The sequence below is a fragment of the Guopingia tenuis genome (genome assembly GCF_014384805.1).
Taxonomy (GTDB): Bacteria; Bacillota; Clostridia; order Christensenellales; family Christensenellaceae; genus Guopingia; species Guopingia tenuis.
Map to the genome: position 1 here is coordinate 149,027 of NZ_JACRSS010000004.1, position 23,333 is coordinate 172,359.

Below are 23,333 nucleotides of genomic sequence, written 5' to 3' on the forward strand. Positions count from 1 at the left end.
GCTGTTCTGTTTTTGATTTTCAGGATATGGGCGTGAATTTCCCTGGCCGCTATTTCTGGCCATGCAGCGTTGTGGTGTCATAAAGAAAAATCAAAAGATGCGTATTCAAAGCATAAAAAATCAACGCCTGAATATCACAATATCTGCGATATTCGGGCGTTGTTCATTTATATATGCTAATGCAACAGCGGCGGATTTCACTGCATGTCTAAAAGACCCCGTCCCGTTTCGGACAGACATAATTTCTTGATGCAGATTTCTTCCTGATTCCGGTTTTATCGAATGCCTTCTTCTGGCTGTCATACACCGCTTTCCGCATTGCCTCAGAATTGCCTGCATGGATGGCCCAAGCCGACGGAAAGCAATTCTCGGTTCTCTTTACTAATTTAAACGAAAGATTCGCCGGATGCATAGAACAGGCCGTTGTATTCCTTTCTGCGGAGGAATGTCATGCCGGGAGCGTGTTATAGACTGCCCCCGGAAAAACACCCCGCGAGCCATAGGGAATCAATCGCCAAACTGGCTGTTATACAACTTCGCATAGAACCCATTCTTTGCCATCAGGGTTTCATGGCTGCCCTGCTCAATGATATGGCCGTCCTTCATGACAAGGATCACATCCGCTTCCCGGATGGTAGAGAGCCGGTGCGCCACGATAAAGCTGGTTCGCCCCTCCATCATGCGGGCAAAGGCCGCCTGGATCTTGATTTCCGTCCGGGTATCAATGCTGCTGGTAGCCTCATCCAAAATCAGCATCGGGGGAAGGCAGAGGATCACACGGGCAATGCAGAGAAGCTGCTTCTGGCCCTGGCTGATATTGCCGCCGTTTTCCGTGATGACCGTGTCATAGCCCTGGGGCATGCGGCGGATAAAGCCATGGGCATGAGCGGCCTTTGCCGCCGCGACGATTTCCTCCTCCGTGGCGTCGGGTCTGCCATAGGCGATGTTGTCTCGGATAGTTCCGGCTTTGAGCCAAGTATCCTGGAGCACCATGCCATAATTTCCCCGCAGGGAATGTCGGGTCATATGCCGGATATCCGTGCCGTCGACGGCAATGCTGCCTTCGTTGACGTCGTAAAAGCGCATGAGAAGGTTAATCAGCGTGGTTTTTCCGCAGCCTGTCGGGCCGACGATGGCAATACGCTGCCCGGGCTTGACATCGAGGTTGAGATGATCGATCAGCGGTTTATCCGGAACATAGCGGAAGGCCACGTCCTTAAGCTGCACATGCCCGGAGCTGGAAAAGGAAACGGCATCCTCCGCATCCGGCACCTGGTCGGGTTCATCAAGGAGATCAAAAATACGGGCCGCACACGCCAAAGCATTCTGAAGCTCGGTGACAACGCCGGAAATTTCGTTGAACGGCTTGGCATATTGGCTGGCATAGCTGAGAAAAACGCTCAGCTGGCCGATGGTGATTCCGCCGGAGACGGCAGATAACGCGCTGATCAGGCCAACGGCGGCATAGACGATATTATTGACAAGACGGGTGCTGGGATTTGTGAGGCTGGAGAAAAACACGGCTTTGAGGCTGACCTTTCCCAGTTTTTCGTTCACTTCATCAAAATCCCGGAGGCTCTGCTCCTCGTGCCCATAAGCCTGGACGACCTTTTGCCCCTCAATCAGCTCGTTAATAAGGGCGGTTTCCTGACCGCGGACCTCGGTCTGTTCGCGGAAATACCGATAGGTACGTTTGGCGATGAAGGCTGCCAAAAATAGGCTGAGAGGCGTGAGAACAACCACCACCATCGTGATGGCAAGGTTCAGATAGAGCATGATCCCCAGAGTTCCCAGAATAGTGAGAATCCCGCTGAACAGCTGAGTAAATCCCATAAGCAGGCCATCGGCAAAAACATCCACATCCGCAATGATGCGGCTGACCAGATCACCGGAGGGATGAGAATCCAGATAAGAGAGAGGGAGCTTTTGGATCTTCCGGATGGCGGCATTCCGCAGATCTCGGGATACGCAGAAGGTGATGCGATTGTTGCATGCGGCGAGAATCCATTGGGCGACGGCAGAAACCGCAACGACGACCGCAATGGCAATGGCAAGCCGCAGGACGGAGGCAAAATCCACCTGTCCCCGGCCGATCATATAGTCGATGGCATCCCCGCAGAAGATGGGGACGATCAACTGGGCGGCCACGCTGATGGCGGCGCAGAGAAGGCTGGAAAAGACGAAGAGGCCATAGGGCTTGATATAGAGGAGAACACGCTTGAATGTCCGGCTCTGGAGGGCTCTTGCCGCTTTTTTATCCGATTTTTTCATTGTCTCGCATCTCCTTTCTGGAACTGGCTCTCATAGATTTCCCGATAAATTTCGCAGGAGTCCAGCAGCTCTCCATGGGTTCCGCGCCCGACAAGCCGCCCGTCATCCAAAACCAGAATCTGGTCGGCATGCTGGATGCTGGAGGTGCGCTGGGACACAATAAACACCGTGACGGAATCCGGAAGAGACTTCAGGGATTTTCGCAGAGCGGCGTCGGTCGCATAGTCCAGTGCGCTGGCACTGTCGTCCAGAATCAGGATTTCGGGCTTTTTGACCAGGGCACGGGCGATGGTCAGGCGCTGGCGCTGCCCGCCGGAAAGATTTCTTCCGCCCTGTTCCACGATCTCATCCAGTCCATCCTTTTTGGCGAGGACAAATTCCTTGGCCTGGGCAGTTTGGAGAGCCGCCCAAAGTTCCTCGTCCGTTGCCTCGGAATTGCCCCAAAGGAGATTGGAGCGGATGGTTCCGGCAAAGAGCTGCGCCTTCTGCATCACGATGCCGACCTTGTTGCGCAGCGCGGCGCGCTCCCATTCCTGAACCGGCTTTCCCATCAGGGAAACACTGCCGGAAGTGGCGTCATAGAAGCGCGGGATCAAATGGACAAGGCTGGATTTTCCGCTCCCTGTCCCCCCGATAACGCCGATGGTTTGGCCTTTTTTTGCGCAAAAGGAGATATCCGTCAGGCTCTCAGCTCCGGCGCCCGCATAAACAAGGCCAACGTGGTCAAAGCGCACGGCTTCGCTGCTTTGGGCAGTTTCCGCAGAAACTTCGGGGAAGGCCATGGAGGGCTTTGTATCCAAAACCTGCTCCACCCGGTTCAGGCTCGCCAGGGCACGGCTGATGCTGACGATAAGGTTGGCCAGCTTGACCAGCTCCAGGAGAATCTGGGTCATATAATTGACCAGGGCGATGATATCTCCGCTCAAAAGTGTTCCGCCGTTTACCTTGTTGGCTCCCATATACAGAATGGCTATGATGCCGATATTCACCACCACATAGGTGAGCGGGTTCATCAGTGCAGAGATATGCCCCACATGAAGCTGTTTTTTCACGAGGGAATCATTGGCCTGGGAAAACCCTTGGACTTCGGCTTCCTCTTTTCCAAAGGCCCGGATCACCCGGACGCCCGAGAGGTTTTCCCGGGTGGCGCCAGTCACACCGTCCAGCTTGGCTTGGATCTGCTTATAGCGCGGCGACGTCCAACGCATGATCCCAAAGATGATGATGGAAAGAATGGGAATGGCGACGACAAAAATCAGCGCCATCTGCGTGTTGATGGTGAAGGCCATCACGATGGCCCCTAACACGATAAATGGACTGCGGAGAAACAGGCGCAGGAAAAGGTTCAGCCCGTTCTGAACCTGGTTCAGGTCGCTGGTCATGCGCGTGATGAGCGTGCTGGAACCGATGGTATCCATCTCAGAAAACCCCAGGGTCTGGATATGCTTGAAAAGCAGGTGCCGCAGGCCGGTTGTGCTGGCGATGGCGGCTTTGGCGGCAAAATACTGGGCCGTGAAACTGCAGGCCAGCCCCACAAGGGCCATGAGGATGAGCAGGCCGCAGCTGCGGAGAATATAGCCCATATCCTTGCCCGCAATTCCTATATTGATGATATTGGCGACAACGATGGGAACCAGAAGGTCAAAGGTCGCCTCCAGCATTTTGAAAAGGGGCGCGAGAATACTGGCCGCTTTATGATCTTTCAGATAGATTTTTAAATATTTCAAAGATATCTACCTCCCTCTTTCTACATCATCCAGTATATACGATGCCTTACCATTTGAAAAATATTGATTTTATAATGAAATTATATAAAAAACATATAAATTCAACTGGACCATGCGAAGAGGGGACGGCGTCGCAGAATATATAACGGAATGGAGCTGGCGCGGCGGCTGCGGAGAAAAAATTCCGGCTGATCCGGAAAAACAGCGGAATTTCCGCTTTCGTATATCTTTGCCGAAACTCTGCGGTTTTAGTCGGCTGGGCATCCATGGAAACCGGGAGCCGGAAAATGGAGACGGCCCGGCGAAATGGGGCCCTTAAGAGGTCCGGATATTTGCTGCCTGCCTTTGGAAAAACGAAAAACAAAAGAAACAGCCGCAGGAAGCGGCTGTCAAAAACAATAGAATATGCCTCTTGTTTTTAAGAGAGGAAACGGGAAGGGAAAAACTAAAAACTTGCCCGTCCCGGGATTTTGCGGTTAGAGCGCCTGGGCAATATATCTCCAGACGGCGGGGAACAGCGGGCGTCCCTCCAAAGCCTGCACACACACGACAGCGTTCTTTTTGGGCAGAACCAGGATATACTGTCCCAGCTTTCCATCCGCCCGATAGGACTCCCGGTCAGGATTGATCCAAAACTGATAGCCATATCCGTCCACCGGCCCGGAGGACGGAAGGTGGGGGAGATGGTTGCAGGTGGCCTCACGGACATAGGCAGAGGACAGGACGCGCCGCCCGCGGAACTCTCCCTCATGAAGCAGGAGCTCGCCGAAATTGCCCATCTCGTCGATGGTGAGGAAAAGGCCGTTGGCGGCATAGACATGCCCCTTGGGGCAGAGCGTCCAATCCGGGTTATGAATGCCGATCGGGGCGAAAAGCCGCTCCCGCAGGTATTCCAAAAGATTGCAACCCGCCCGCTTTTCGATGAGGCAGCTCACCATATAGGTGTTGAAATTGCAGTATAGAAATTCCTGCCCAGGCTCCCGGCAGAAGTTTTGGGAGAAGAAATAGGCGATCCAGTCTTTTACGCGGTACCGCTCCGGGTCATCGGCGAAAAAGAGGGCGTTTTCCAATCCGGTGGTCATGGTAAGCATATGGCGCACTGTGAGCGCCGTCAGATACGGGCTGGGCTGCGCCGGAAGTGCCTCGGGAAACGCATCGGCAATATGCTCATCCAAGTCGATCAGCCCCTCTTCTCTGGCGATGCCCACCGCAGCAGAAACCACGCTTTTACAGGCTGACCATGTGTTGAGGCGGGTTTTAGTGGGAAGCCGCTGGTATTCCGCCAAAATTTCATCGTTATGACGCACCTGCACATAGTTTACCACCAGGGATTTTTTCTCCGTGTAGGCTAGAAAATCGCCCAAAATATCCTTCTGCATCGGTTTGCTCCTGTTTTATTCGTTTTTCCCGGATTTCCATGCCTGCTCCACCGCGTCTGCCACTCGGTCGGCAATGCCGGGGTCAAAGACGCTAGGGATGATATGGTCGGGCGTGAGCTCGCTTTCCTGAACCGCTCCGGCAATAGCATGGGCGGCGGCCACCTTCATAGCCGGCGTGATGTCCCGTGCCTTTGCCCGCAGGGCTCCCTTGAAAATGCCGGGAAAGGCCAGAACGTTGTTGATCTGGTTGGGAAAATCGCTTCGGCCCGTGCCCATGACCTTGACGCCCGCTGCCATGGCGTCCTCATACAAAATTTCCGGCGTGGGATTGGCCAGGGCGAAAACAATGGGATCCTTTGCCATGGTCTGTACCATGGCAGGGGTCAAAAGCCCGCCGACGGAAACCCCCACAAAGACGTCCGCACCTGCCAGCGCATCCTCCAGACCACCCCGTAGGCCCTCGGGATTGGTGATCTGCGCCAATTCCTTCTTGTGGCCTGCCAGGCCTTCCCGGCCGGGATAGAGGATACCCCTGCGGTCGCAGGCAATGACATTTTTTGCACCAGCCGCCAGCATCATTTTTATGATGGCAGTTCCCGCGGCTCCCGGCCCCATGAGGACGATGCGGCAGTCCGCGATCCTGCGTCCTGTGAGCTTTAGGGCATTGAGGAGAGCGGCGGTCACCACGATACCGGTTCCATGCTGGTCATCATGAAAGACGGGAATATCCAGCTCCCGCTCCAAGCGCTGTTCGATTTCAAAGCATTTGGGGGAGGCGATATCCTCCAGATTGACGCCGCCAAAGCAGGGCGCGATGGCCTTGACTGTGCGGATGATCTCCTCCGGATCTTTGGTATCCAGGCAGATGGGAACGGCGTCTACATCTGCAAATTTCTTGAACAGAACAGCCTTTCCTTCCATCACGGGAATCGCAGCTTTGGGGCCAATATCGCCAAGGCCAAGGACTGCCGTGCCGTCCGAGACGATGGCAACCATATGGCCTTTGGCTGTGTAGGTATAGGCGTCGTCTGGATTTTCATGGATTTTACGGCAAGGCTCGGCGACACCCGGTGTATAGGCTACGCAGAGATCATCTTTGGTTTCCAGGGGCATGCGGCTGGAGATCGAAACCTTTCCCTTATATTTTTTGTGGCGCAGCAGCGCTTCTTCATTATAATTCATAACCATTCCTCCTGTTCGTCGGTTTGTTTTTTCTAATCTATAGTATACCGCGAAATGGAAAGGGATAAACAGGCGAATCCAGGGGAAAGCGGACATGCTGCGGAAATTTTTTGCCATGGGAGCAGTGCTTCGGATGATGGGAGATTTTTCGGCAATGGAATAGGACGCCGTTTAGGAAAAGAGCAGCATCGGCAACTTCCCTGGCATTGGGAAGATGGAAGGCGAAGGCGATATCTGAAATTCTGCCTGCGTTCCAGAGGGATGCCCGGAGCTAAAAAAGCGGATCTTGGTTTCTCCAAGGCGATGGCGGGATTGTTATATGGAAAATTCAAAAGTCATGGGGAGGGCGAAGGAAATGGGAATGATTTTGCAATAGGACAATAGAAAGGATGGCGCTCAGCAAACGGGCGGGGAGGGAAACTGTCTGGATAAGTTTGCTGCCGGCTATCGGATCGGCAGGGGAGCGGAAGAGGATTTCAGTTCCGCAATGAAAAACAAAGCAAGCTGCCCTTGGGGTTGCTCCAAACAGAAGAAAAGGAAAAGAACGGCAGACCACTTTCTTTCAAAGGATTCTTTGCAGGAAGGAGAAAATAAAAATAGGGGTTGCATTTTGGGTGAGGGATATTGTATAATAAATCTCGTGGAATCCAGAGGATGGAGGCATAGCTCAGCTGGGAGAGCACTTGCTTCACACGCAAGGGGTCACTGGTTCGAGTCCAGCTGTCTCCACCAAACACCCCAAAAACCCGCTATTTAAGCGGGTTTTTGTTTTGCCTTATACGTATTTTACACGAATAGTATAAAAAACGCGAATCCGGCTCTTTCATGCCGCCGAAAAATAAAGGCCGCATGCGATTGCGCTTTTTTTGAGATACTATTATAATTTTTTCGTATATTTTTTTGAACGGCAAGAGATCATAAGTTTTTATAAAATGAGAGGAGAAAGATTATGCAGAGGACGCAAAAAAAATGGGGATGCCTGTTGCTCGCGGGCATTCTGCTGTTGAGCTGTTTTGCCGGTTGCGCCCCCAAAGCGGAGGAGAATCTGGAAACTGGAATTGTATCGGGCACGGTTTCGCCGGATTCCATCGCCATCGTTCGGGGAGAAAATAAGCTGACACTGACAACCAGCGAAGCAGAGTTTTCCAAAGAGATTGGGGAGCATCTGGATGCGGTAATCGTCAATTATGGATGGGGAGAATGCAATCCATCCGATATTACCCGGCGGGATGACCATACGCTGGAGATTTCCTTCCAGGCGGAAGCGGCGGCGGATGATATGGACAGAGAAAACATAGGCTATACGGGATATCTCATGGTGAGCGGGGAATATTCCCAGGAAGGAACAGCGGTTTCGGCGTCCTTTCCCATTGCGATGCCGGTTCTGACTGCGCTGGGAACGGCGGCACGGGATGCTTCTTCCATAAATCTGGAGCTGGAGCTGGAAAACGCCCGGCTGGCGGATGAGGTGCAGAAAGGGGATATTGAGCTTTCAAAGGCATTTGAAGGAATGGAAGTGGCAAATATTCAGCGGCAGAGCGAAACGCGGCTGGCGCTTACGCTGAACGGCGAAATGAAAAGCGAGGGAGAAGATCTGGTTCCCTATATGGAGGGAGGCCTTGCGATCAAACCCCAGGCCACCAATGCGGCTGTCCGCGCCTATGGGGAGGTGCCTTTAGTAACGGCTACCGCCTATCTGGCAGGAACGCCGGCATTCACGGATTCCGCCACCCTTCGTGTGAGTGCAGCGGCAGAAAACTGCCAGTGGAGCCAGGTGCCCGCGTCGTCCCAGATCACTCTGTCGGGCGCATTTGCGGGAGCGACGGTGAAAAAGGTGGAAAAGTGCACCAAGAACCCGGATACCATGGATGTATATATCGCCGTTTCCCAGAAGGACTGCGAAGGCGTTGGCTCCATCGTGTTTGCCAGCGAGGCAACAAATGCGGGAAAGCCGGTAGGCGTGGATGTGAATTTCGATAATATCGGATTCTATGCGGGAGTGAAATCCCTGGAAAAGACGGCGGAGAAGGTGACGCTGACCATTTCGGCGGCCTCTCACGGCCTGCAGTTCAACCGGAAGCTGACGCCGGAGGATCTGACGCCGGCGGGCGATTTTGAACAGGCGAAGGTGGAGAACGTTTTGCAGGGCGAGGACAATTCCCTGGAGATTACACTCACTTTCTCCACAAGCGTGTTCGATGCGGTCGACGGGTATGAAGGAATCATTCTGGTGCCCATTGAGAGCCTGGAAAGCAAATTGGGCAATTTGGAGGATATGGACGCAGTCATCAGCGTCGGTTCTTTTAAGGAAGAAGAAACGGCGGCTGTGGCCAGCGACAGCTCCCAGAAAACCGGGAACGAGATTCAGCTGCTTTCGGCGGGAGAAACTACGCTTCTGGCGCTGGATGGAGACGCAGCTGCCAACGCTCTTTGCGGCTTTGTAAAAGATGGACTTTTGAGCATGGCAAAGGCCGGGCTGGGCAAGGTTGGAGAAATCGTCTCAGGGAAGCTCTTAAGCTGGCTGGGATTTGAGAGCAGCGAAGAACAGATCAACAAGAAGCTGGATGAGATCATTGGGCAGTTAAATTCCCTCACAGCTCGAATCAATAATATCGAACAGAGCATCAACAAGCTTATCGATGCCGTGGAAACTTCGGCCTTTAAGGAGCAGATGCGGGATATCCAGGCCAGCGTGCTCAAGCTGAAATCCCGGGTTTCGGGATATCAGGCCGCCCTGGGAGAGGTGAGCAAGCTGGAGGCCGGCTCCGATGAATATAAAAAAGAGATGAAGATTCTGGCCGATAAGATCAATAATACCAACGGCCTGGATTTCCATGGCGAGACGTATGCCCTGGGCGAGAAAATCCTGTCGGACGCGGCGGGAACAGCAGACGGCGCGCTGAAAGCGCATTATGACCGGATCACCACCAAAAACAACTGGGAACAGCAGACATATGATGAACGGGAGCGGTTCTATCTCTACTCTGTGGGAACCTATCTCCAGTCCGCTATGCTGGACAGCATCGCCCTCGGATATGTCGCAGATACATCGGACAGCGCCGTGGAGCGGAGCGAGGCCCAGAACAACTTAAAAGAGCTGAAAGCCCAGGTGACCCGGGTATCTTCCATGGCGGAAAAATACCAGGTCAAGCGGCTGAAATCCGATTATAACCGCAATCTGCGGACGGGAATCATCCTGTCTACCAAAGTGGAAAAAGTGACCTATGATGCGAATAACCGCCTGGTTTCCCATGCAGATACCTATCGGCTCATTAAGCAGAAGCTCATTGACGATACGCCAAAGGGCAAATATACGGCTATCAACGGAAGCGGGAATTTTACACTGCCGGAGTCCCTGGGACTTTTGACGGAAAAACAGGCCCAGGACATCATGAAATACAGCAGCAAGGGAAGCCTTGTGGAAGAACTGAAAAGCGCGGGATTTTCCATCCCCTCCGGCTGCCCGGATTCGGTGATGCTGCGGGATGTGCGGATTGAAAAGTCCCTGATCCGGACGGGAACCAGCGCCACACGCTATTGCTTTGCAGTCCACTATAAGCCCTTTAAAAAGAGTGTGAACGAGTATTTCTTCTCCAATATGTTTGTGCTTGCGGGCGGTTCCGAGAAAACCGAAAATACAGACTACAATAAAGTGCAGAAATGGAGGGAATACGACTGGGTCACTAAGCCTATTACGGCGGCTTCGGTGAAACAGGTTAAGGAATCAAAAGATCTATATGTGAACTAAAAAAACGGAGGCTTCGGCCTCCGTTTTTTCCTTGGAATCCGCCGGGATCAGCCGTCGCCCCGAAGGAGGTTCTGCGCATAATCCTTGAGGCTGGCCATGGAATTTACATGGTCTGCCCGCTGACAGATACTTTCGCGGACATAGTCCGGCAGGGTATTGAAAAAAGATTTTGCCGCCGGAGATTTGTCCAGAAGGGTGTGTAGGTCCTGATATTTCTGCATTTGTTTATCACCTCCCCTATAGGATGGCCGGGAGCGGGGGAAATATGCAGGGGCTGTCCCATTTGCGAAAAAGCAGAAAAAAGCGTATACTAAATAAAAAAACGCAAAAAGGCTGGAAGGATATCTATGAAGCGGGAAATTCTGAAAAAATTCAACAACAGCAAATTGTGCCTGGTCTGCGGAATGGAGAACGAACTGGGCCTCAAGGCGCGCTTTTATGCGATGGATCACGATGAGATCCTGGCGGTCTGCATGCCTATGGAGGAGCATCAGAGCTATCCGGGGCGGCTGCACGGCGGCATTTCGGCGGCTCTTCTGGATGAAACGCTGGGGCGGGCCATCAACCTGACCGAGCCGGATGCCTTTGGCGTGACCATCGGGCTGAACCTGACATACCGGCTGCCGGTGCCGCTGGACAGGGAAATTCATGCCGTGGCCCGGATCACCAAAAATACCCACCGCATTTTTGAAGCGGAAGGCGAGATTCTTTTGGAGGATGGTCGGGTGGCCGTGGAGGCTAAGGGCCGGTATGTGCGGATGCCGGCGGAAAAGATCACGGACGCTAGTCCGGAGGAGATGGGATATCATCTCTACGAGGGCGGTGACCTAAAGGAATTTGACCTGTAGCCTGTGCATTTTGCAAAAATTCTGTTTGACGGATTGTGTGTGTGGTATATATAAGGCATACTACGATTTACGATGAATCGGAAAAAACAGGAGGGTTATGGAAATGAAAAAGTTTGTATGCACGGTTTGCGGATACGTTCACGAAGGCAATGAGGCTCCGGATAAATGTCCGCAGTGCGGCGCTTCCAAAGAGAAGTTCATTGAAAAGGCTGAGGGCAAAAAGGAATATGCCTGCGAACATGAAGTTGGCGTTGCCAAGGGCTTGGATGAAGAGGTTGTGCAGGGCCTGCGGGATAACTTCAACGGCGAGTGCTGCGAAGTCGGCATGTATCTGGCCATGAGCCGCGTTGCGGAGCGCGAAGGCTATCCGGAAATCGCCGAAGCCTATAAGAGATATGCTTTTGAGGAAGCGGAGCATGCTGCGAAGTTTGCAGAACTGCTGGGCGAGGTTGTCACCTCCAGCACCAAGAAAAATCTGGAAATGCGCGCTGAAGCTGAACAGGGCGCCTGCGCTGGCAAGCTGATGCTGGCGAAGCGGGCAAAAGAGCTCAACTATGATGCAATTCATGACACCGTGCATGAGATGGCGAAAGACGAAGCCCGCCATGGCTGCGGTTTCGATGGCCTTCTGAAGAGATATTTCTAAAAAGTATTGCAAAATGCAGTAAAAAGGGCAGCGGCAGCTGCCCTTTTTTTGTTGATTGCGAAAACCAATCCCTGCGCCGCAGGAAAAGGATGCTGAATCAGGAATGAATATACAGGGAAAGAAAACCTTCGGCGCATAATAACAAAAAAGGAGGAAAGAACATGACAGAATTGGCGCTGCGGCCCTGGAGAGAAGAGGATATCTGCGCGCTCCCGGCGTTGGCCGGAGATTGGGAGGTCGCTAAGAACCTGCGGGATGTGTTTCCCCATCCTTATGGAGAAAAGGATGCAGTGAATTATATCCGCTCAGTGCAAGCGGCGCCCTCCCAGGAGGCCCTTATGTACGCTATTGCGGTTGATGGGCAGCTGGCCGGTTCCATCGGCATTTTTCGGGAAAAGGATGTATACCAGAAAAGCGCGGAGCTGGGTTATTGGCTGGGCCGGGACTATTGGGGCCGGGGGATTATGACTTGGAGCGTGGGGAAAATCTGCGCCGAGGCTCTGGAACAGTGGGATATTGTCCGAATTTTTGCTGAGCCCTTTGCCAGAAATCTGGGTTCGCGGCGGGTTTTGGAGAAAAACGGGTTCCGGCTGGAGGGCATCAAGAAAAAAAGCGTCTATAAAGCGGGGGAGCTTCTGGACTCCTGTATGTATGCCCTGGTTATCGGGGAAGATGGAAAAAGATAAAAAATCGCCCGAATGTTGCGGCATAGGAGAAACTATGCCGCTTTTTTGCAGAAAAAAAGAGATGGGCGGAGCCGCAGGAACGCGGGGGAAATTTGCAAGGGGGTGCCGGAAGGAAATGCGCCGGCGGGAAGAGAAAATAGCAGAAAATGCCGGACCGGAGATGCATTTCCGGCGCAAAAGTGCAGAATTACGAAAAAATCTGCATCCGGAATGGAAACGGAAAGGGATTGTCGGATTCGCGCTGGCGTGGCTGACCGGAGAGGCCGAGAATTGTGTTTTTAAACATACACGGTTCCTGACCAAAAGATTTTTAGAGCCCAGTCATTGCTTTTCTATTGCTCTTGGCCAATTTTTGTGTTAATATATATCCATAAGTAACAAAACTGCATAGAATTTCCCGGAACAGCCGGGAGGATTGGAAATTAGGAGGAAAAAAAGATGAAAGCGTATGGCTACATTGATGCGGATCATGTGGGCATGATTGATTATGCCCCCATGCCCAAGGTGACGCCCTATGGCGCGCTGCTGCGCCCGGTGGCGATGGCTCCCTGCACGTCCGACGTGCATAACGTGTTCGACAAGTTTTCCCCGACCCGCAAGCCCTCGGGCTGGGTGCTGGGCCATGAGGCCGTGGGGGAGATTGTGGAAGTGGGAGAGATGGTGCAGGATTTCCATGTGGGCGAAATCGTTGCCGTTCCGGCCATCACGCCAGACTGGCGGGATCGCGGGATCCAGGAACACAATTTCACCCATCCCAAGGGCACGCCTTTCTCAGGGCAGCGCCTCTGCAAGTCATATCCCGGTGTGTTTGGGGAATTTTTTCTGATGGAGGATGCAGATACCTCCCTGGCAAAAATTCCGGAAGGGGTCACCATTGAGCAGGCGCTTATGTGCGTGGATATGGTTTCCACGGGCTTCACGGGCGTGAACAACGCCAATATTCAGTTTGGCGATTGGGTCTGCGTCATCGGCATCGGCCCGGTGGGTCTGATGGCTGTGGCGGGGGCCAAGCTCAAGGGAGCGGCCCGGATCATCGCCGTGGGGACCCGGAGCAACTGCGTAAAGCTGGCTCGGGAATATGGGGCGACAGATATCGTCAGCTATAAAGAAGGGGATATCGTGGAGCAGGTTCTGGCTCTCACCGACGGCCGCGGCGTGGACAGCACGATCATTGCCGGGGGAAGCGACGAGGTCTTTGGCCAGGCCATTGCCATGACCTGCTTTGGCAAAGGAACCATTTCCAACGTTAACTATTTCGGCAAGGCCGACTGCTTGGAGATTCCCAAGCTGGCGTTGGGCCGGGGGATGGGCGGTAAGACCATCCATACCGAGCTGACCCAGGGCGGCCGCGTCTGGGTGGAGCGTCTCATGGCTATGGTGGCCTGCGGGCGGTTCGATCCCGGCAAGCTGATTACCCACCGCTTCTATGGTTTTGACCATATTGAGGAGGCCATGTTCCTCATGCGGGATAAGCCGGACGATCTCATCAAAACAGTTGTGCATGTAGATTGGGAAAAAGAAAAGTAAAGAAAGGAAAGGCCCGCTATATAGGCGGGCCTTTTTTGCTGGGAACACTATGGGCCCGATGGAAATTGGAATTTCCCGGGAGATATAGTATATTCCTGCAAATGGGCAGAATTGGCACTTTTTTAGGATTTTTCTGTGCTTTCTATATGTACTGGACTGCGTTCCAGCCGGTTGAAAAATCCGTTTGGAATCTGCTACGTGCAAACATGGTTTTACAGATGCGCAGGGGCCAAAGCGCTGGTGCGGCTGTCCGCACCATATGGGCGGGTATGGATCCATTAGGTTTTTGTGCGCGCTTCCAGCAGGCATGAAATCATTTTCCTCCGGAAGATTTCCGCAGAAAAATTTGCCACAAAAAAGAAAAGCCCCCAGGTCGGGGGCTTTTGCCTCTTCTTATCGGTTTAAGATTTCCATAAATTCCTCGCCGGTAATCGTCTCCTTTTCCAGCAGGTAATGGGCCAGCTCATGGAGCTTTTCCATATTTTCCTTGAGGATGCCGATGGCCTTTTCATGGGCGCTCCGGATGAGGGCGAGAACTTCGTCGTCGATCTTTGTCGCCGTTTCCGGGGAGCAGAGAAGCTGGGTATCGCCGCCCAAATACTGACTGCCCGAGGTTTCCAGAGCCATCATATCGAAATTGGTGCTCATGCCCAGCCGCGTCACCATGGCCCGGGCCAGCTTGGTGGCCTGTTCAATATCGTTGGAAGCGCCGGAGGTATAACTGCCGAAAATCAATTCCTCCGCTGCGCGGCCTCCTGTATATGTGGCGATCTTGTTATAGGCCTCATCCCGGCTCATGAGAAGATGCTCGCCCTCCTCTACCTGCATGGTATAGCCAAGGGCGCCGGAGGTGCGGGGAATGATGGTGATTTTGTGGACTGGCGCGGAATCCGACTGCCGCGCCGCCACCAGGGCATGCCCAATCTCATGATAGGCGACGATCTCCTTTTCCTTTTGGGAAACAACCGCGTTCTTCCGCTGATATCCCGCGATGACGACCTCGACGCTCTCTTCCAAATCGCTCTGGTTGACGGCGGAACGTCCCGCGCGGACGGCATGCAACGCCGCCTCGTTGATCATATTGGCCAGCTCGGCGCCGGATGCGCCAGCCGTGGCCCGAGCGATGGCGTTAAAGTCAACGGAAGGCTCCACCTTGATTTTTTTGGCATGTACCTTTAAAATAGCCTCCCGGCCCGCCAGATCCGGCAGCTCCACCGGAACGCGCCGGTCAAAGCGCCCGGGGCGGAGCAGCGCCTTATCTAAAATTTCCGGGCGGTTGGTGGCGGCCAGGATGACGACGCCTTTCTTTCCATCAAAGCCATCCATCTCGGTCAAAAGCTGGTTAAGCGTCTGTTCTCGCTCGTCGTTGCTGCCCATGCCGTTGTCCCGGCGTTTGCCGATGGTGTCGATTTCGTCGATAAAGACAATACAGGGGGCTTTTTCATTTGCCTGCTTGAATAGATCGCGCACCTTGGCCGCGCCCATGCCCACAAACATCTCCACAAATTCTGAACCGGAAATGGAGAAGAAGGGAACCTTTGCCTCCCCGGCGACCGCCTGAGCCAGCAGCGTCTTGCCGGTTCCGGGAGGGCCGACGAGAAGCGCACCCTTGGGCATGTTGGCGCCGATCTGGGCATATTTCTGGGGGTGATGGAGGAAATCCACAATCTCCTGAAGGGCTTCCTTTGCCTCATCCTGCCCGGCCACATCGGCGAAGGTCTTGCCCGTTTGGGCTTCCACATAGATTTTGGCATTGGATTTGCCAAAAGCCATGGCGTTGGGGCCGCCCATCCGTTTTTGCATCTGGCGCATGAGCAGCTGACCCAACAGCACAAAGAACAGAATGGGAACTACCCAGGAGAGCAGGAAGCTCAGCAGGGGGGAGCTTTCCTGGGGAATGACGGCGCCAAATTCCACGCCTGCATCGTCAAGACGCTCCACCAATTTGTCGTCCTCTGCAATCCGGCCAGTGAGATAGACGGCGTCCTTGCCGTTTTCATCCTGGGCGATGAATCCAATTTTCGTGTCCTCCAGCTCTACCTGAGAAATTTCACCTTTTTCCAACCGGGAGAGGAAAGTATTATAACTGACCTCCGTAACCCGGGGCTGCAAAAACAGCGGAAACACCAGCGAATTGAGCAAAAGGAGCACAACCGCCGCGATGACATAATAATAGATCATCGGCTTCTTTGGGGCTTTTCGTTCTTTCATTTGAATAACCTCCCTGGGGCAAACTTATTGCTGTTCGCGATATTCACACATTTGCTGCATGAATCCGCGGATTTTTTTCATGCTTTCCATAATTTCTTCCAGCTCTTCGCCGGATTTCTCCTGCAGAAACGGGCCGTATTTTTCTTCTAGGGAACAAATGGCGTCCTGGGCCGCCTGCCTGCCGGCGTCTGTCAATGTGAGAGTGACATAGCGCTCGTCCTCCGGCCGGCGGAAGCGGCGGAGCAGGCCTTGCCGTTCCATTTTTTTGCAGAGGACGGAAGCGTTGGCGGGGAGTATCTCCACACATTCGGCCAGAGAGCCGATGGTCAGGTCATGGAAGGTGAGCTCGCCGAGAATCCGTGCCTGCATCATGGTAAGCCCATACTGTTCCAGAATGGAATGAAAAGTCCGGTCTGTATAATCATGAAGGAACCGGAGAAAATCCCATACCTCATTTTTAAACGCGACACTGTCCATAATGCCTCCTAAAAAACTATACAACATAATATTTATATCACATATATAATATGACGCAAAAATAAACGCACTATAAATATAATATGAACAAATAGTGAACAAATTGGAGGCTCTGCGGCGGCGAATATTTTGTCCTGTCGGCAAGTCACTCAAGCCATGACACCGCAAGGTTCCCTGCTATGGAGGGAAAAGGAGACAAAATCCTGAAAACAGCGAAAAAGTGGATTGCGTCTGCAATCCACTTTCTGTAATGCCAAGGTCAATCGTTCCGGTGTGCAAGCTTGGAATAGAAAGAGATGCACCAGAGGCCTGCCAAACCAACCAAGGAATAAATGATTCTGCTCACAATGGCTGCCTGGCCGCCGAAGATCGCGGCGACGACATCAAATTGGAAAATTCCGATGAGCAGCCAGTTTATTGCGCCGATAATAACGAGTGTTAATGCTGCAATATTCATGGTTTTCAACTCCTTTCAGGAAAGTAGTATGCCCAGAAATATCCCAGCTTACGAATGCAATTATTGGATTTGGTATTCCACTTCAAAATAATCGAAGGATACAGGCTCGATGAAATCCGAAGGATAAAATTTAGTCGTTCCGAAACGCGATAGCTCTTTGGCATGCTTTGTCACCCAGACGGGTTCCGCGATATCCAGCTCTTTGTAAATTTTTTCCAGACATGCCAGCAGGGCTTCGGAAATATCTTCCAAATCGCTTTCTTCCGAGCAGCGGGCGATGACTTTGTTATTTTTATGGATGCTGGCCCAAACCTTCATGAAAAAACTCCTTTGGGATGTAGTATGTCCTTCATTATATTCTATATGCAAAGAAAAAAGCAAGGGTTCCCTTGCTTTTTTGCGTGTTTGCCAGTACAATTTATATGATATGCAAAAATAAATTTTTTGCGGACTTCTTTGTTTGTTATTTGTTGAAATATATCACGACGTTTGGAGGCAAAACAGATGGGAAAGACACTAACCTATAAGATTCTGGAACAGCACCTGAAATCCGGCAACATGGTTCCCGGAGAGGAAATCTCCATCGGGATCGACTATACGCTGACGCAGGATTCCACGGGCACGATGGCATATCTGCAGTTTGAGGCTATGGGAGTGGACCGGGTGAAGACCAAAAAGTCTGTGGCGTATATCGATCACAACACGCTGCAGTCGGGAAGCGAAAATGCGGACGACCATAAATACATCGGAACCGTGGCCAAAAAGCACGGGATCTATTTTTCCCGGCCGGGCAACGGCATCTGCCATCAGGTGAATCTGGAACGGTTCGGCGTTCCGGGGGCGACGCTTTTGGGCTCGGACAGCCATACCCCTACGGGCGGCGGCATCGGCATGATTGCCATTGGCGCGGGCGGCCTGGATGTGGCCGTGGCTATGGGCGGCGGCGCGTATTATCTCAATATGCCCAAGGTTGTGAATGTGGAACTGACCGGGCAGCTCCGGCCGGGCGTGGCGGCAAAGGATATCATTCTGGAAGTTCTGCGGCGCATGACCGTCAAGGGCGGCGTCGGAAAAGTCATTGAATACAGCGGTGAAGCGCTGAAAACCCTGACGGTGCCGGATCGGGCCACCATCACCAACATGGGCGCAGAGCTGGGGGCGACTACTTCGATTTTCCCCAGCGACGAGATCACCCGGGCATTTTTGAAGGCGCAGGACCGGGAAGAGGATTATACCGAGCTGAAAGCGGATGCGGACGCAGTATACGACGAAAAAATTACCATCGATCTGAGCGCCCTGGAGCCGCTGGCAGCCTGCCCGCATATGCCGGATAACGTCAAAACTTTGGATGAAATCGGCCCCATCAAGGTGGACCAGGTATGTATCGGAAGCTGCACCAACTCTTCCTATACGGATATGATGAAAGCGGCGGCGATTTTGAAGGGCAAGCAGGTGGCGGAGAACGTCAGCCTGGTTATCGCTCCGGGCTCCAAGCAGGTGTTCAACATGCTGGCGGAAAACGGCGCTCTTTCGGATATGATTGCGGCGGGCGCCCGGATCCTGGAATGCGCCTGCGGGCCGTGCATCGGCATGGGCCAGTCCCCGGCGACGAACGCCGTTTCCCTGCGGACGAATAACCGCAACTTCTTTGGCCGCAGCGGGACCAAGAGCGCGGATATCTATCTGGTGAGCCCGGAGGTGGCGGCGGTCAGCGCCATCACCGGCGTTCTTACCTCGCCTCTGACGCTCCCGGCGGAAAAGCTGGAGGAACTGAAGATCGAGATGCCCAGCCATTTCATGATTAACGACAATATGGTGGTGCCCCCGGCGGAAAACAGTGCAGATGTGGAAGTGGTGCGCGGGCCCAACATCCAGCCGTTCCCGATTAACGTGGAGCTGCCGGAGGAAGTGAAAGGCGAAGCGCTTTTGAAGATGGAGGACAACATCACCACCGACCATATCATGCCCTCCACGGCCAAACTGCTGCCCTATCGTTCGAATATCCCGTATCTGTCGGATTACTGCCTGTCTCCCGTAGACGAGACTTTCCCGGCCCGGGCCAAGGCGGCGGGCGGCGGCTTCCTGGTGGCCGGCCAGAACTATGGCCAGGGTTCTTCCCGGGAGCATGCGGCGCTGGTTCCGCTCTATCTGGGAATTAAGGGCGTTATAGCCAAGAGCTTTGCCCGCATTCATATGGCAAACCTGATCAACTCCGGAATTTTGCCCCTGGTGTTTGTCAACGAGGCGGATTATGATGCAGTGGCCCAGGGCGACCAGCTGGCGATCCGCGACGCCCGGGAGAAAGTGATGGGCGACGGGGAATTTGTTGTGGAAAACGTGACCCGGGGGACGTCCTTCCCGGTGCGTCTGGAGGTTTCCGGACGGTTGAAGGATATTCTGCTGGCAGGCGGCCTTTTGAACTATACCAAAAAACAGAACGCGTGAGGCTGCGTCTCTCCAGCGGATGGAAAGACGGCCGCAAACCCTGATTGAAGGAAAGGAACGGATGAATAAAGAGAGAATACCTGAGGCGGTGATTCGGCGCCTGCCCAAATATTTCCGCTATTTGAAGGAGATGGAGGAGAGGGGCGCAGTACGCGTCTCCTCCTCCAAAATGAGCCGGGATCTGGGCTTCAACGCCTCCCAGATCCGGCGCGATCTCAACTGCTTCGGCGGCTTTGGGCAGCAGGGGTATGGCTACAGCGTTCCCAAGCTGCGCTCGGAAATTGCCCGCATCATGGGCCTGAACCGGGAACATACCGTTGCCGTCATCGGCGCGGGAAACATTGGCCAGGCGCTGGTGAGCTATGACCGGTTTGCCCGCGAGGGTTTCAAGGTTGCCGCAATTTTCGATGTGGCTCCGGGGCGGATTGGCCAGGAGGCGGGCGGACAGCGCATTCGCCCATTGAGCGAGCTGGAGGAATTTGTAAAAAAGACGCCGGTGGAAATCGGCGTGATCTGCACGCCCCAGTCCGCCGCCCAGGATACGGCGGATCTGCTGGTGCGCCTGGGATTCCGGGGCATATGGAATTTTGCGCCTATTGATGTGCAGGTGCCGGCAGGGGTCTCTTTGGAAAACGTGCATCTCAACGACAGCCTCTATGTCCTGGCCTACCGGCTGCGGGCAGAGAGCAGTGAAATATAATATAGCGGGCGCTTTCTTCGGGAAAGCGCGGCCACAAGATGTGTCAGGCGGCTGCGGATGCGCAGCCGCTTTTATGTTCCCAAATAGGGAAGGCATATCCGGGGAAACACTTTTGCGGCCCCGGCATAAAATGGAGGGAGGGCAAAGGAGGAAACCATTTTATGATATGTTCAAAATTCAGCCTGGAGACAAGGCGCTATTTATGCCGGTTTTATCAGATTTTGGATGAGATGATAGCAAAAATGAACGGCGCAGAGCTTACATGCAGCATATCACGTAACTTTATCGTGCAGATGACCCCGCATCACGAGGCGGCGATTCAAATGTCGTGCAATCTTTTGGAATATTCGGACTGTGCTCCTGTGAGGGAGATTGCCCAGAATATCATTGAAGAGCAGACAAAGAGCATTGAAAATATGCGGGATATCCTGGAATGCTGCAGCATGTGCAGCAATTCCCAAAGGGAATGGAACGGATATCAGGAATGCTTCTGCCAGATCTCTCAGAGGATGTTCCGGCAGATGCGTGCGGCGGTATCCACCGATCAAATCGACGTAAATTTTATGCGGGAGATGATCCCGCATCATGAAGGGGCTGTCCGCATGTCGGAAAATGCCCTGCGCTATCCTGTCTGCCCGGAGCTGATCCCGATTCTTCAGGCGATCATCACTTCGCAGAGGCGGGGCGTCCGGCAAATGGAGCAGCTGCTCCGCTGTTTTGGCGCATAGGAATATCCTGGGGCGGCGCGAAGCGAGGGCATGCGCCGCTCATTTATGGGAAGGGCGCGGATATGCCCGCCCTTTGTATACATAGGACAAGCGGGAGAATCCCTTGCTGCTTTGCCCGAATGCCCCGGCGGGCAAATTTATTTTTTTGTAAGGAAATTTGTTTATTCAAGGGGAAAAGGTGGAAAATATACAAAAGGAAGAAATAGTTTCTTGTTTACTTTTAGGGTGTTTTACAGTATAGTAGATTAAGAACGCCAAACGGGAGGTTTGCAGAGTACAGATGGCTGGAAAGCAAAAGAAAGTGGTTCGGAAAAAGAATGCGTTCGGAGCGGATAAGGCAAAAAACATTCGGGTTTTACTGATCTGCGCTCTGGCGGTTTTGATAGTAGTTGCCGGCGTTTTGGCCTGGATCTTCATTGCCAAGGGAAACGAAGAGGCCAATATGAGCCGGGATGAGATTCTGGCGAAAGGGACGTATTTTGAAGGGGTTTCGATTGCCAATATCGATGTTTCGGGCATGACGCTTGCAGAGGCCAAGCCGCAGATTGAGGAAAAGGCGAGCCAGACGCTCATGGATCTCAAGATCACCTATTCGGCGATGGGAAACACCTATCCGCTGACGGCGGAGGAGCTGGGGGCGACCATCGACGTCCAGGCGGTGATGGAGAAGGCCCTGTTCTATGGCCGGGAAGGGGATGCAACCCAGCGGACGGCGGAAATTAACAAGGCCAAGGAGGAAGGCGTAAACTTCCCGCTGGAAGCCAAGGCGGATGAGGAGATTCTGGCGGCTTCCCTGGAGACGCAGGGAGAGGCCTATAATATTGAGATGCAGAATGCAACGGTCTCCGTCAAGAAAAACGAGGATGAGAAGAATCTTCAGGTTTCCGGCGAGCTGGAATTTATTGAGGAAGTGGCCGGCAAGGAGATTGACACGGCAAAGCTGATCGCAGACATTCAGACCAATCTGCAAAACGGGGATTTCACCTCTGTCATCCCTACGACGGTTGTGGATACACAGCCGGAGATCACATTGGAAGAGCTCAAGGAAAATTGCCAGCTCATGGCGTCGTTCAGCACGTCTTTCAAATCCTCTGCCTATGGCCGGCGGTATAATATCTGGAAGATGTCGACGGTGGTAAACGGTGTCGTGCTGCAGCCGGGCGAGAGCTGGTCCATCAACGAGGCGGCGGGGCCGCGGACGACGGCAAACGGTTGGGAAGACGCGGCGGGCATCAAAAACGGCGCCTATGTGGATGAGCCGGGCGGCGGGATCTGCCAGGTGAGCAGCACGCTCTATAACGCGCTGTTAAAGGCGGAAGTCGAGATTACCGACCGTTCACACCATTCCTGGCCGCTCAGCTATGTGGATCCCGGCCTGGATGCAACAATCTCGACAGGTGCGCCGGACTTCCAGTTCAAAAATAATTATGACTATCCCATCACGATCATCGCCACGACGGATGCGAAAAACGCGCGGACAGTCAAGGTCTCAGTCTATGGCCCCCCCATGGACTATACGGTTAAGATGGAAAGCAAGATTGTTTTAAATGAAGAACCGGGCCCGGCGGAAACCGTCTATTCCTCGGAAATGAAGCCGGGAACCAGCGAATGGACAAAGCCGCGGCATAACAAAATCAAAGCCGAGGTTTACAAGATCAAGATCGACAAGGAGACGGGAAAGGAAATCTCCCGGGAGCTGTATTATACGGATACCTATCGGGCCTTCACCGGGCAGATAACCATTGGGCCTTCTGCAACGCCGAAGCCGGAGACGACGCCGCCGGCGACCACGACGACAACCCCGGCAACGCCGACGCCCAGTAAGTCGGAAGCAGCAACGCCGACACCGGGCAATACAACTTCCCCGGAGACGGGCGGCACGGAATAAAGAAGGAAGAGAGCGGGAATCGGGCATTTTGCATGCCGGGTTCCCTTTCTTTTTTCCAAAAGAAAATGGCGGTTTTGTATTGACAAATAGTGGGGAAGACTATAGAATAGTGAAATAGAGCGGATGTGTGAAGGAATGCGGGTGTAGCTCAATGGTAGAGCTCCAGCTTCCCAAGCTGGCTACGTGGGTTCGATTCCCATCACCCGCTCCAAAAAAGGGATGACGGCGAGAAAATCCGTCTCCAGAGGCTCCGCTCGAGGCGGAAAATTTTGGATTTTAGCTAAGAAATCTAGGAGGAGAGAAAGAGAAAATGGCAAAGCAAGTATACGAGAGAACGAAGCCCCATGTAAACATCGGGACGATCGGGCACGTAGACCACGGGAAGACGACGCTGACGGCGGCGATCACGGCGG

20 protein-coding genes and 2 tRNA genes are annotated in these 23,333 nt (G+C 53.4%); 13 read left to right on the top strand and 9 right to left on the bottom strand.

The window, feature by feature from the left end; all coding sequences use genetic code 11:
- Positions 1-507 precede the first annotated feature (507 nt).
- From H8693_RS08980 to H8693_RS08995, 4 genes are all read right to left on the bottom strand, one after another.
- Entirely contained in the window at positions 508-2,271 is a 1,764-nt protein-coding gene (locus tag H8693_RS08980; protein ID WP_249280683.1) for an ABC transporter ATP-binding protein, read from the bottom strand.
- Entirely contained in the window at positions 2,268-3,998 is a 1,731-nt protein-coding gene (locus tag H8693_RS08985; protein ID WP_249280684.1) for an ABC transporter ATP-binding protein, read from the bottom strand. The genes H8693_RS08980 and H8693_RS08985 overlap by 4 nt, the downstream gene beginning before the upstream one ends.
- A gap of 476 nt (positions 3,999-4,474) precedes the next feature.
- Positions 4,475-5,377 carry a serine hydrolase domain-containing protein gene (locus tag H8693_RS08990; protein WP_249280685.1) on the bottom strand — a complete coding sequence of 301 codons (903 nt, stop codon included), beginning with the start codon at positions 5,375-5,377 and terminating at the stop codon, positions 4,475-4,477.
- 15 nt (positions 5,378-5,392) lie between these two features.
- Positions 5,393-6,559 carry an NAD(P)-dependent malic enzyme gene (locus H8693_RS08995; RefSeq protein WP_249280686.1) on the bottom strand — a complete coding sequence of 389 codons (1,167 nt, stop codon included), beginning with the start codon at positions 6,557-6,559 and terminating at the stop codon, positions 5,393-5,395.
- A gap of 656 nt (positions 6,560-7,215) precedes the next feature.
- Here H8693_RS08995 and H8693_RS09000 point away from each other — a divergent pair.
- Positions 7,216-7,291 (top strand) — tRNA-Val (locus tag H8693_RS09000).
- Between the two features lie 217 nt (positions 7,292-7,508).
- Positions 7,509-10,307 carry a hypothetical protein gene (locus H8693_RS09005; RefSeq protein WP_249280687.1) on the top strand — a complete coding sequence of 933 codons (2,799 nt, stop codon included), beginning with the start codon at positions 7,509-7,511 and terminating at the stop codon, positions 10,305-10,307.
- 47 nt (positions 10,308-10,354) lie between these two features.
- Here the strand turns inward: H8693_RS09005 and H8693_RS09010 are convergent, their stop codons facing one another.
- Entirely contained in the window at positions 10,355-10,528 is a 174-nt protein-coding gene (locus H8693_RS09010; protein ID WP_249280688.1) for a YdeI/OmpD-associated family protein, read from the bottom strand.
- Positions 10,529-10,654: 126 nt separating this feature from the next.
- On the opposite strand from H8693_RS09010, the gene H8693_RS09015 reads away from it, so the two are divergent.
- The 5 genes from H8693_RS09015 to H8693_RS09035 all read left to right on the top strand — a co-directional run bounded on the left by H8693_RS09015 (position 10,655) and on the right by H8693_RS09035 (position 14,014).
- A complete protein-coding gene (locus H8693_RS09015) occupies positions 10,655-11,155 on the top strand; it encodes a PaaI family thioesterase (protein WP_178622121.1) in 501 nt (166 codons plus the stop codon).
- 103 nt (positions 11,156-11,258) lie between these two features.
- On the top strand, positions 11,259-11,801 hold the full coding sequence (locus H8693_RS09020) for an NADH peroxidase (protein ID WP_249280689.1): 543 nt from the start codon (positions 11,259-11,261) through the stop codon (positions 11,799-11,801).
- 161 nt (positions 11,802-11,962) lie between these two features.
- Positions 11,963-12,487 carry a GNAT family N-acetyltransferase gene (locus H8693_RS09025; RefSeq protein ID WP_249280690.1) on the top strand — a complete coding sequence of 175 codons (525 nt, stop codon included), beginning with the start codon at positions 11,963-11,965 and terminating at the stop codon, positions 12,485-12,487.
- Positions 12,474-12,848: a hypothetical protein gene (locus H8693_RS09030; RefSeq protein ID WP_249280691.1), complete on the top strand. Its 375-nt coding sequence runs from the start codon at positions 12,474-12,476 to the stop codon at positions 12,846-12,848. Before H8693_RS09025 ends, H8693_RS09030 begins: the two co-directional genes overlap by 14 nt.
- A 77-nt stretch (positions 12,849-12,925) precedes the next feature.
- Positions 12,926-14,014, top strand: coding sequence for a zinc-binding dehydrogenase (locus tag H8693_RS09035; RefSeq protein ID WP_249280692.1), 1,089 nt, complete (start codon positions 12,926-12,928; stop codon positions 14,012-14,014).
- Positions 14,015-14,407: 393 nt separating this feature from the next.
- Here H8693_RS09035 and ftsH read toward each other — a convergent pair whose 3' ends face one another.
- The 4 genes from ftsH to H8693_RS09055 all read right to left on the bottom strand — a co-directional run bounded on the left by ftsH (position 14,408) and on the right by H8693_RS09055 (position 17,477).
- Positions 14,408-16,225 (bottom strand): ATP-dependent zinc metalloprotease FtsH, encoded by a 1,818-nt coding sequence (gene ftsH, locus H8693_RS09040; protein ID WP_249280693.1) that lies wholly within the window; start codon positions 16,223-16,225, stop codon positions 14,408-14,410.
- 24 nt (positions 16,226-16,249) lie between these two features.
- Positions 16,250-16,702 carry a MarR family winged helix-turn-helix transcriptional regulator gene (locus tag H8693_RS09045; RefSeq protein WP_249280694.1) on the bottom strand — a complete coding sequence of 151 codons (453 nt, stop codon included), beginning with the start codon at positions 16,700-16,702 and terminating at the stop codon, positions 16,250-16,252.
- A gap of 259 nt (positions 16,703-16,961) precedes the next feature.
- The gene (locus H8693_RS09050; protein WP_249280695.1) at positions 16,962-17,168 is read right to left on the bottom strand and encodes a DUF378 domain-containing protein; all 207 of its coding nucleotides are present in this window, start codon (positions 17,166-17,168) and stop codon (positions 16,962-16,964) included.
- Between the two features lie 51 nt (positions 17,169-17,219).
- Positions 17,220-17,477: a hypothetical protein gene (locus H8693_RS09055; RefSeq protein WP_249280696.1), complete on the bottom strand. Its 258-nt coding sequence runs from the start codon at positions 17,475-17,477 to the stop codon at positions 17,220-17,222.
- Between the two features lie 186 nt (positions 17,478-17,663).
- Between H8693_RS09055 and H8693_RS09060 the strand changes: the two genes are divergently transcribed.
- From H8693_RS09060 to H8693_RS09085, 6 genes are all read left to right on the top strand, one after another.
- A complete protein-coding gene (locus tag H8693_RS09060) occupies positions 17,664-19,604 on the top strand; it encodes an aconitate hydratase (RefSeq protein ID WP_249280697.1) in 1,941 nt (646 codons plus the stop codon).
- A gap of 61 nt (positions 19,605-19,665) precedes the next feature.
- Positions 19,666-20,304, top strand: a complete 639-nt coding sequence (locus H8693_RS09065; RefSeq protein ID WP_178618959.1) for a redox-sensing transcriptional repressor Rex — start codon at positions 19,666-19,668, stop codon at positions 20,302-20,304.
- A gap of 161 nt (positions 20,305-20,465) precedes the next feature.
- On the top strand, positions 20,466-21,032 hold the full coding sequence (locus H8693_RS09070; protein WP_249280698.1) for a DUF305 domain-containing protein: 567 nt from the start codon (positions 20,466-20,468) through the stop codon (positions 21,030-21,032).
- 280 nt (positions 21,033-21,312) lie between these two features.
- Positions 21,313-22,920 carry a VanW family protein gene (locus H8693_RS09075; RefSeq protein WP_249280699.1) on the top strand — a complete coding sequence of 536 codons (1,608 nt, stop codon included), beginning with the start codon at positions 21,313-21,315 and terminating at the stop codon, positions 22,918-22,920.
- A gap of 137 nt (positions 22,921-23,057) precedes the next feature.
- Positions 23,058-23,131 (top strand) — tRNA-Gly (locus tag H8693_RS09080).
- Positions 23,132-23,230: 99 nt separating this feature from the next.
- Positions 23,231-23,333 (top strand): GTP-binding protein (locus H8693_RS09085; protein WP_178619405.1); only part of this gene is annotated, 103 nt, incomplete at its 3' end.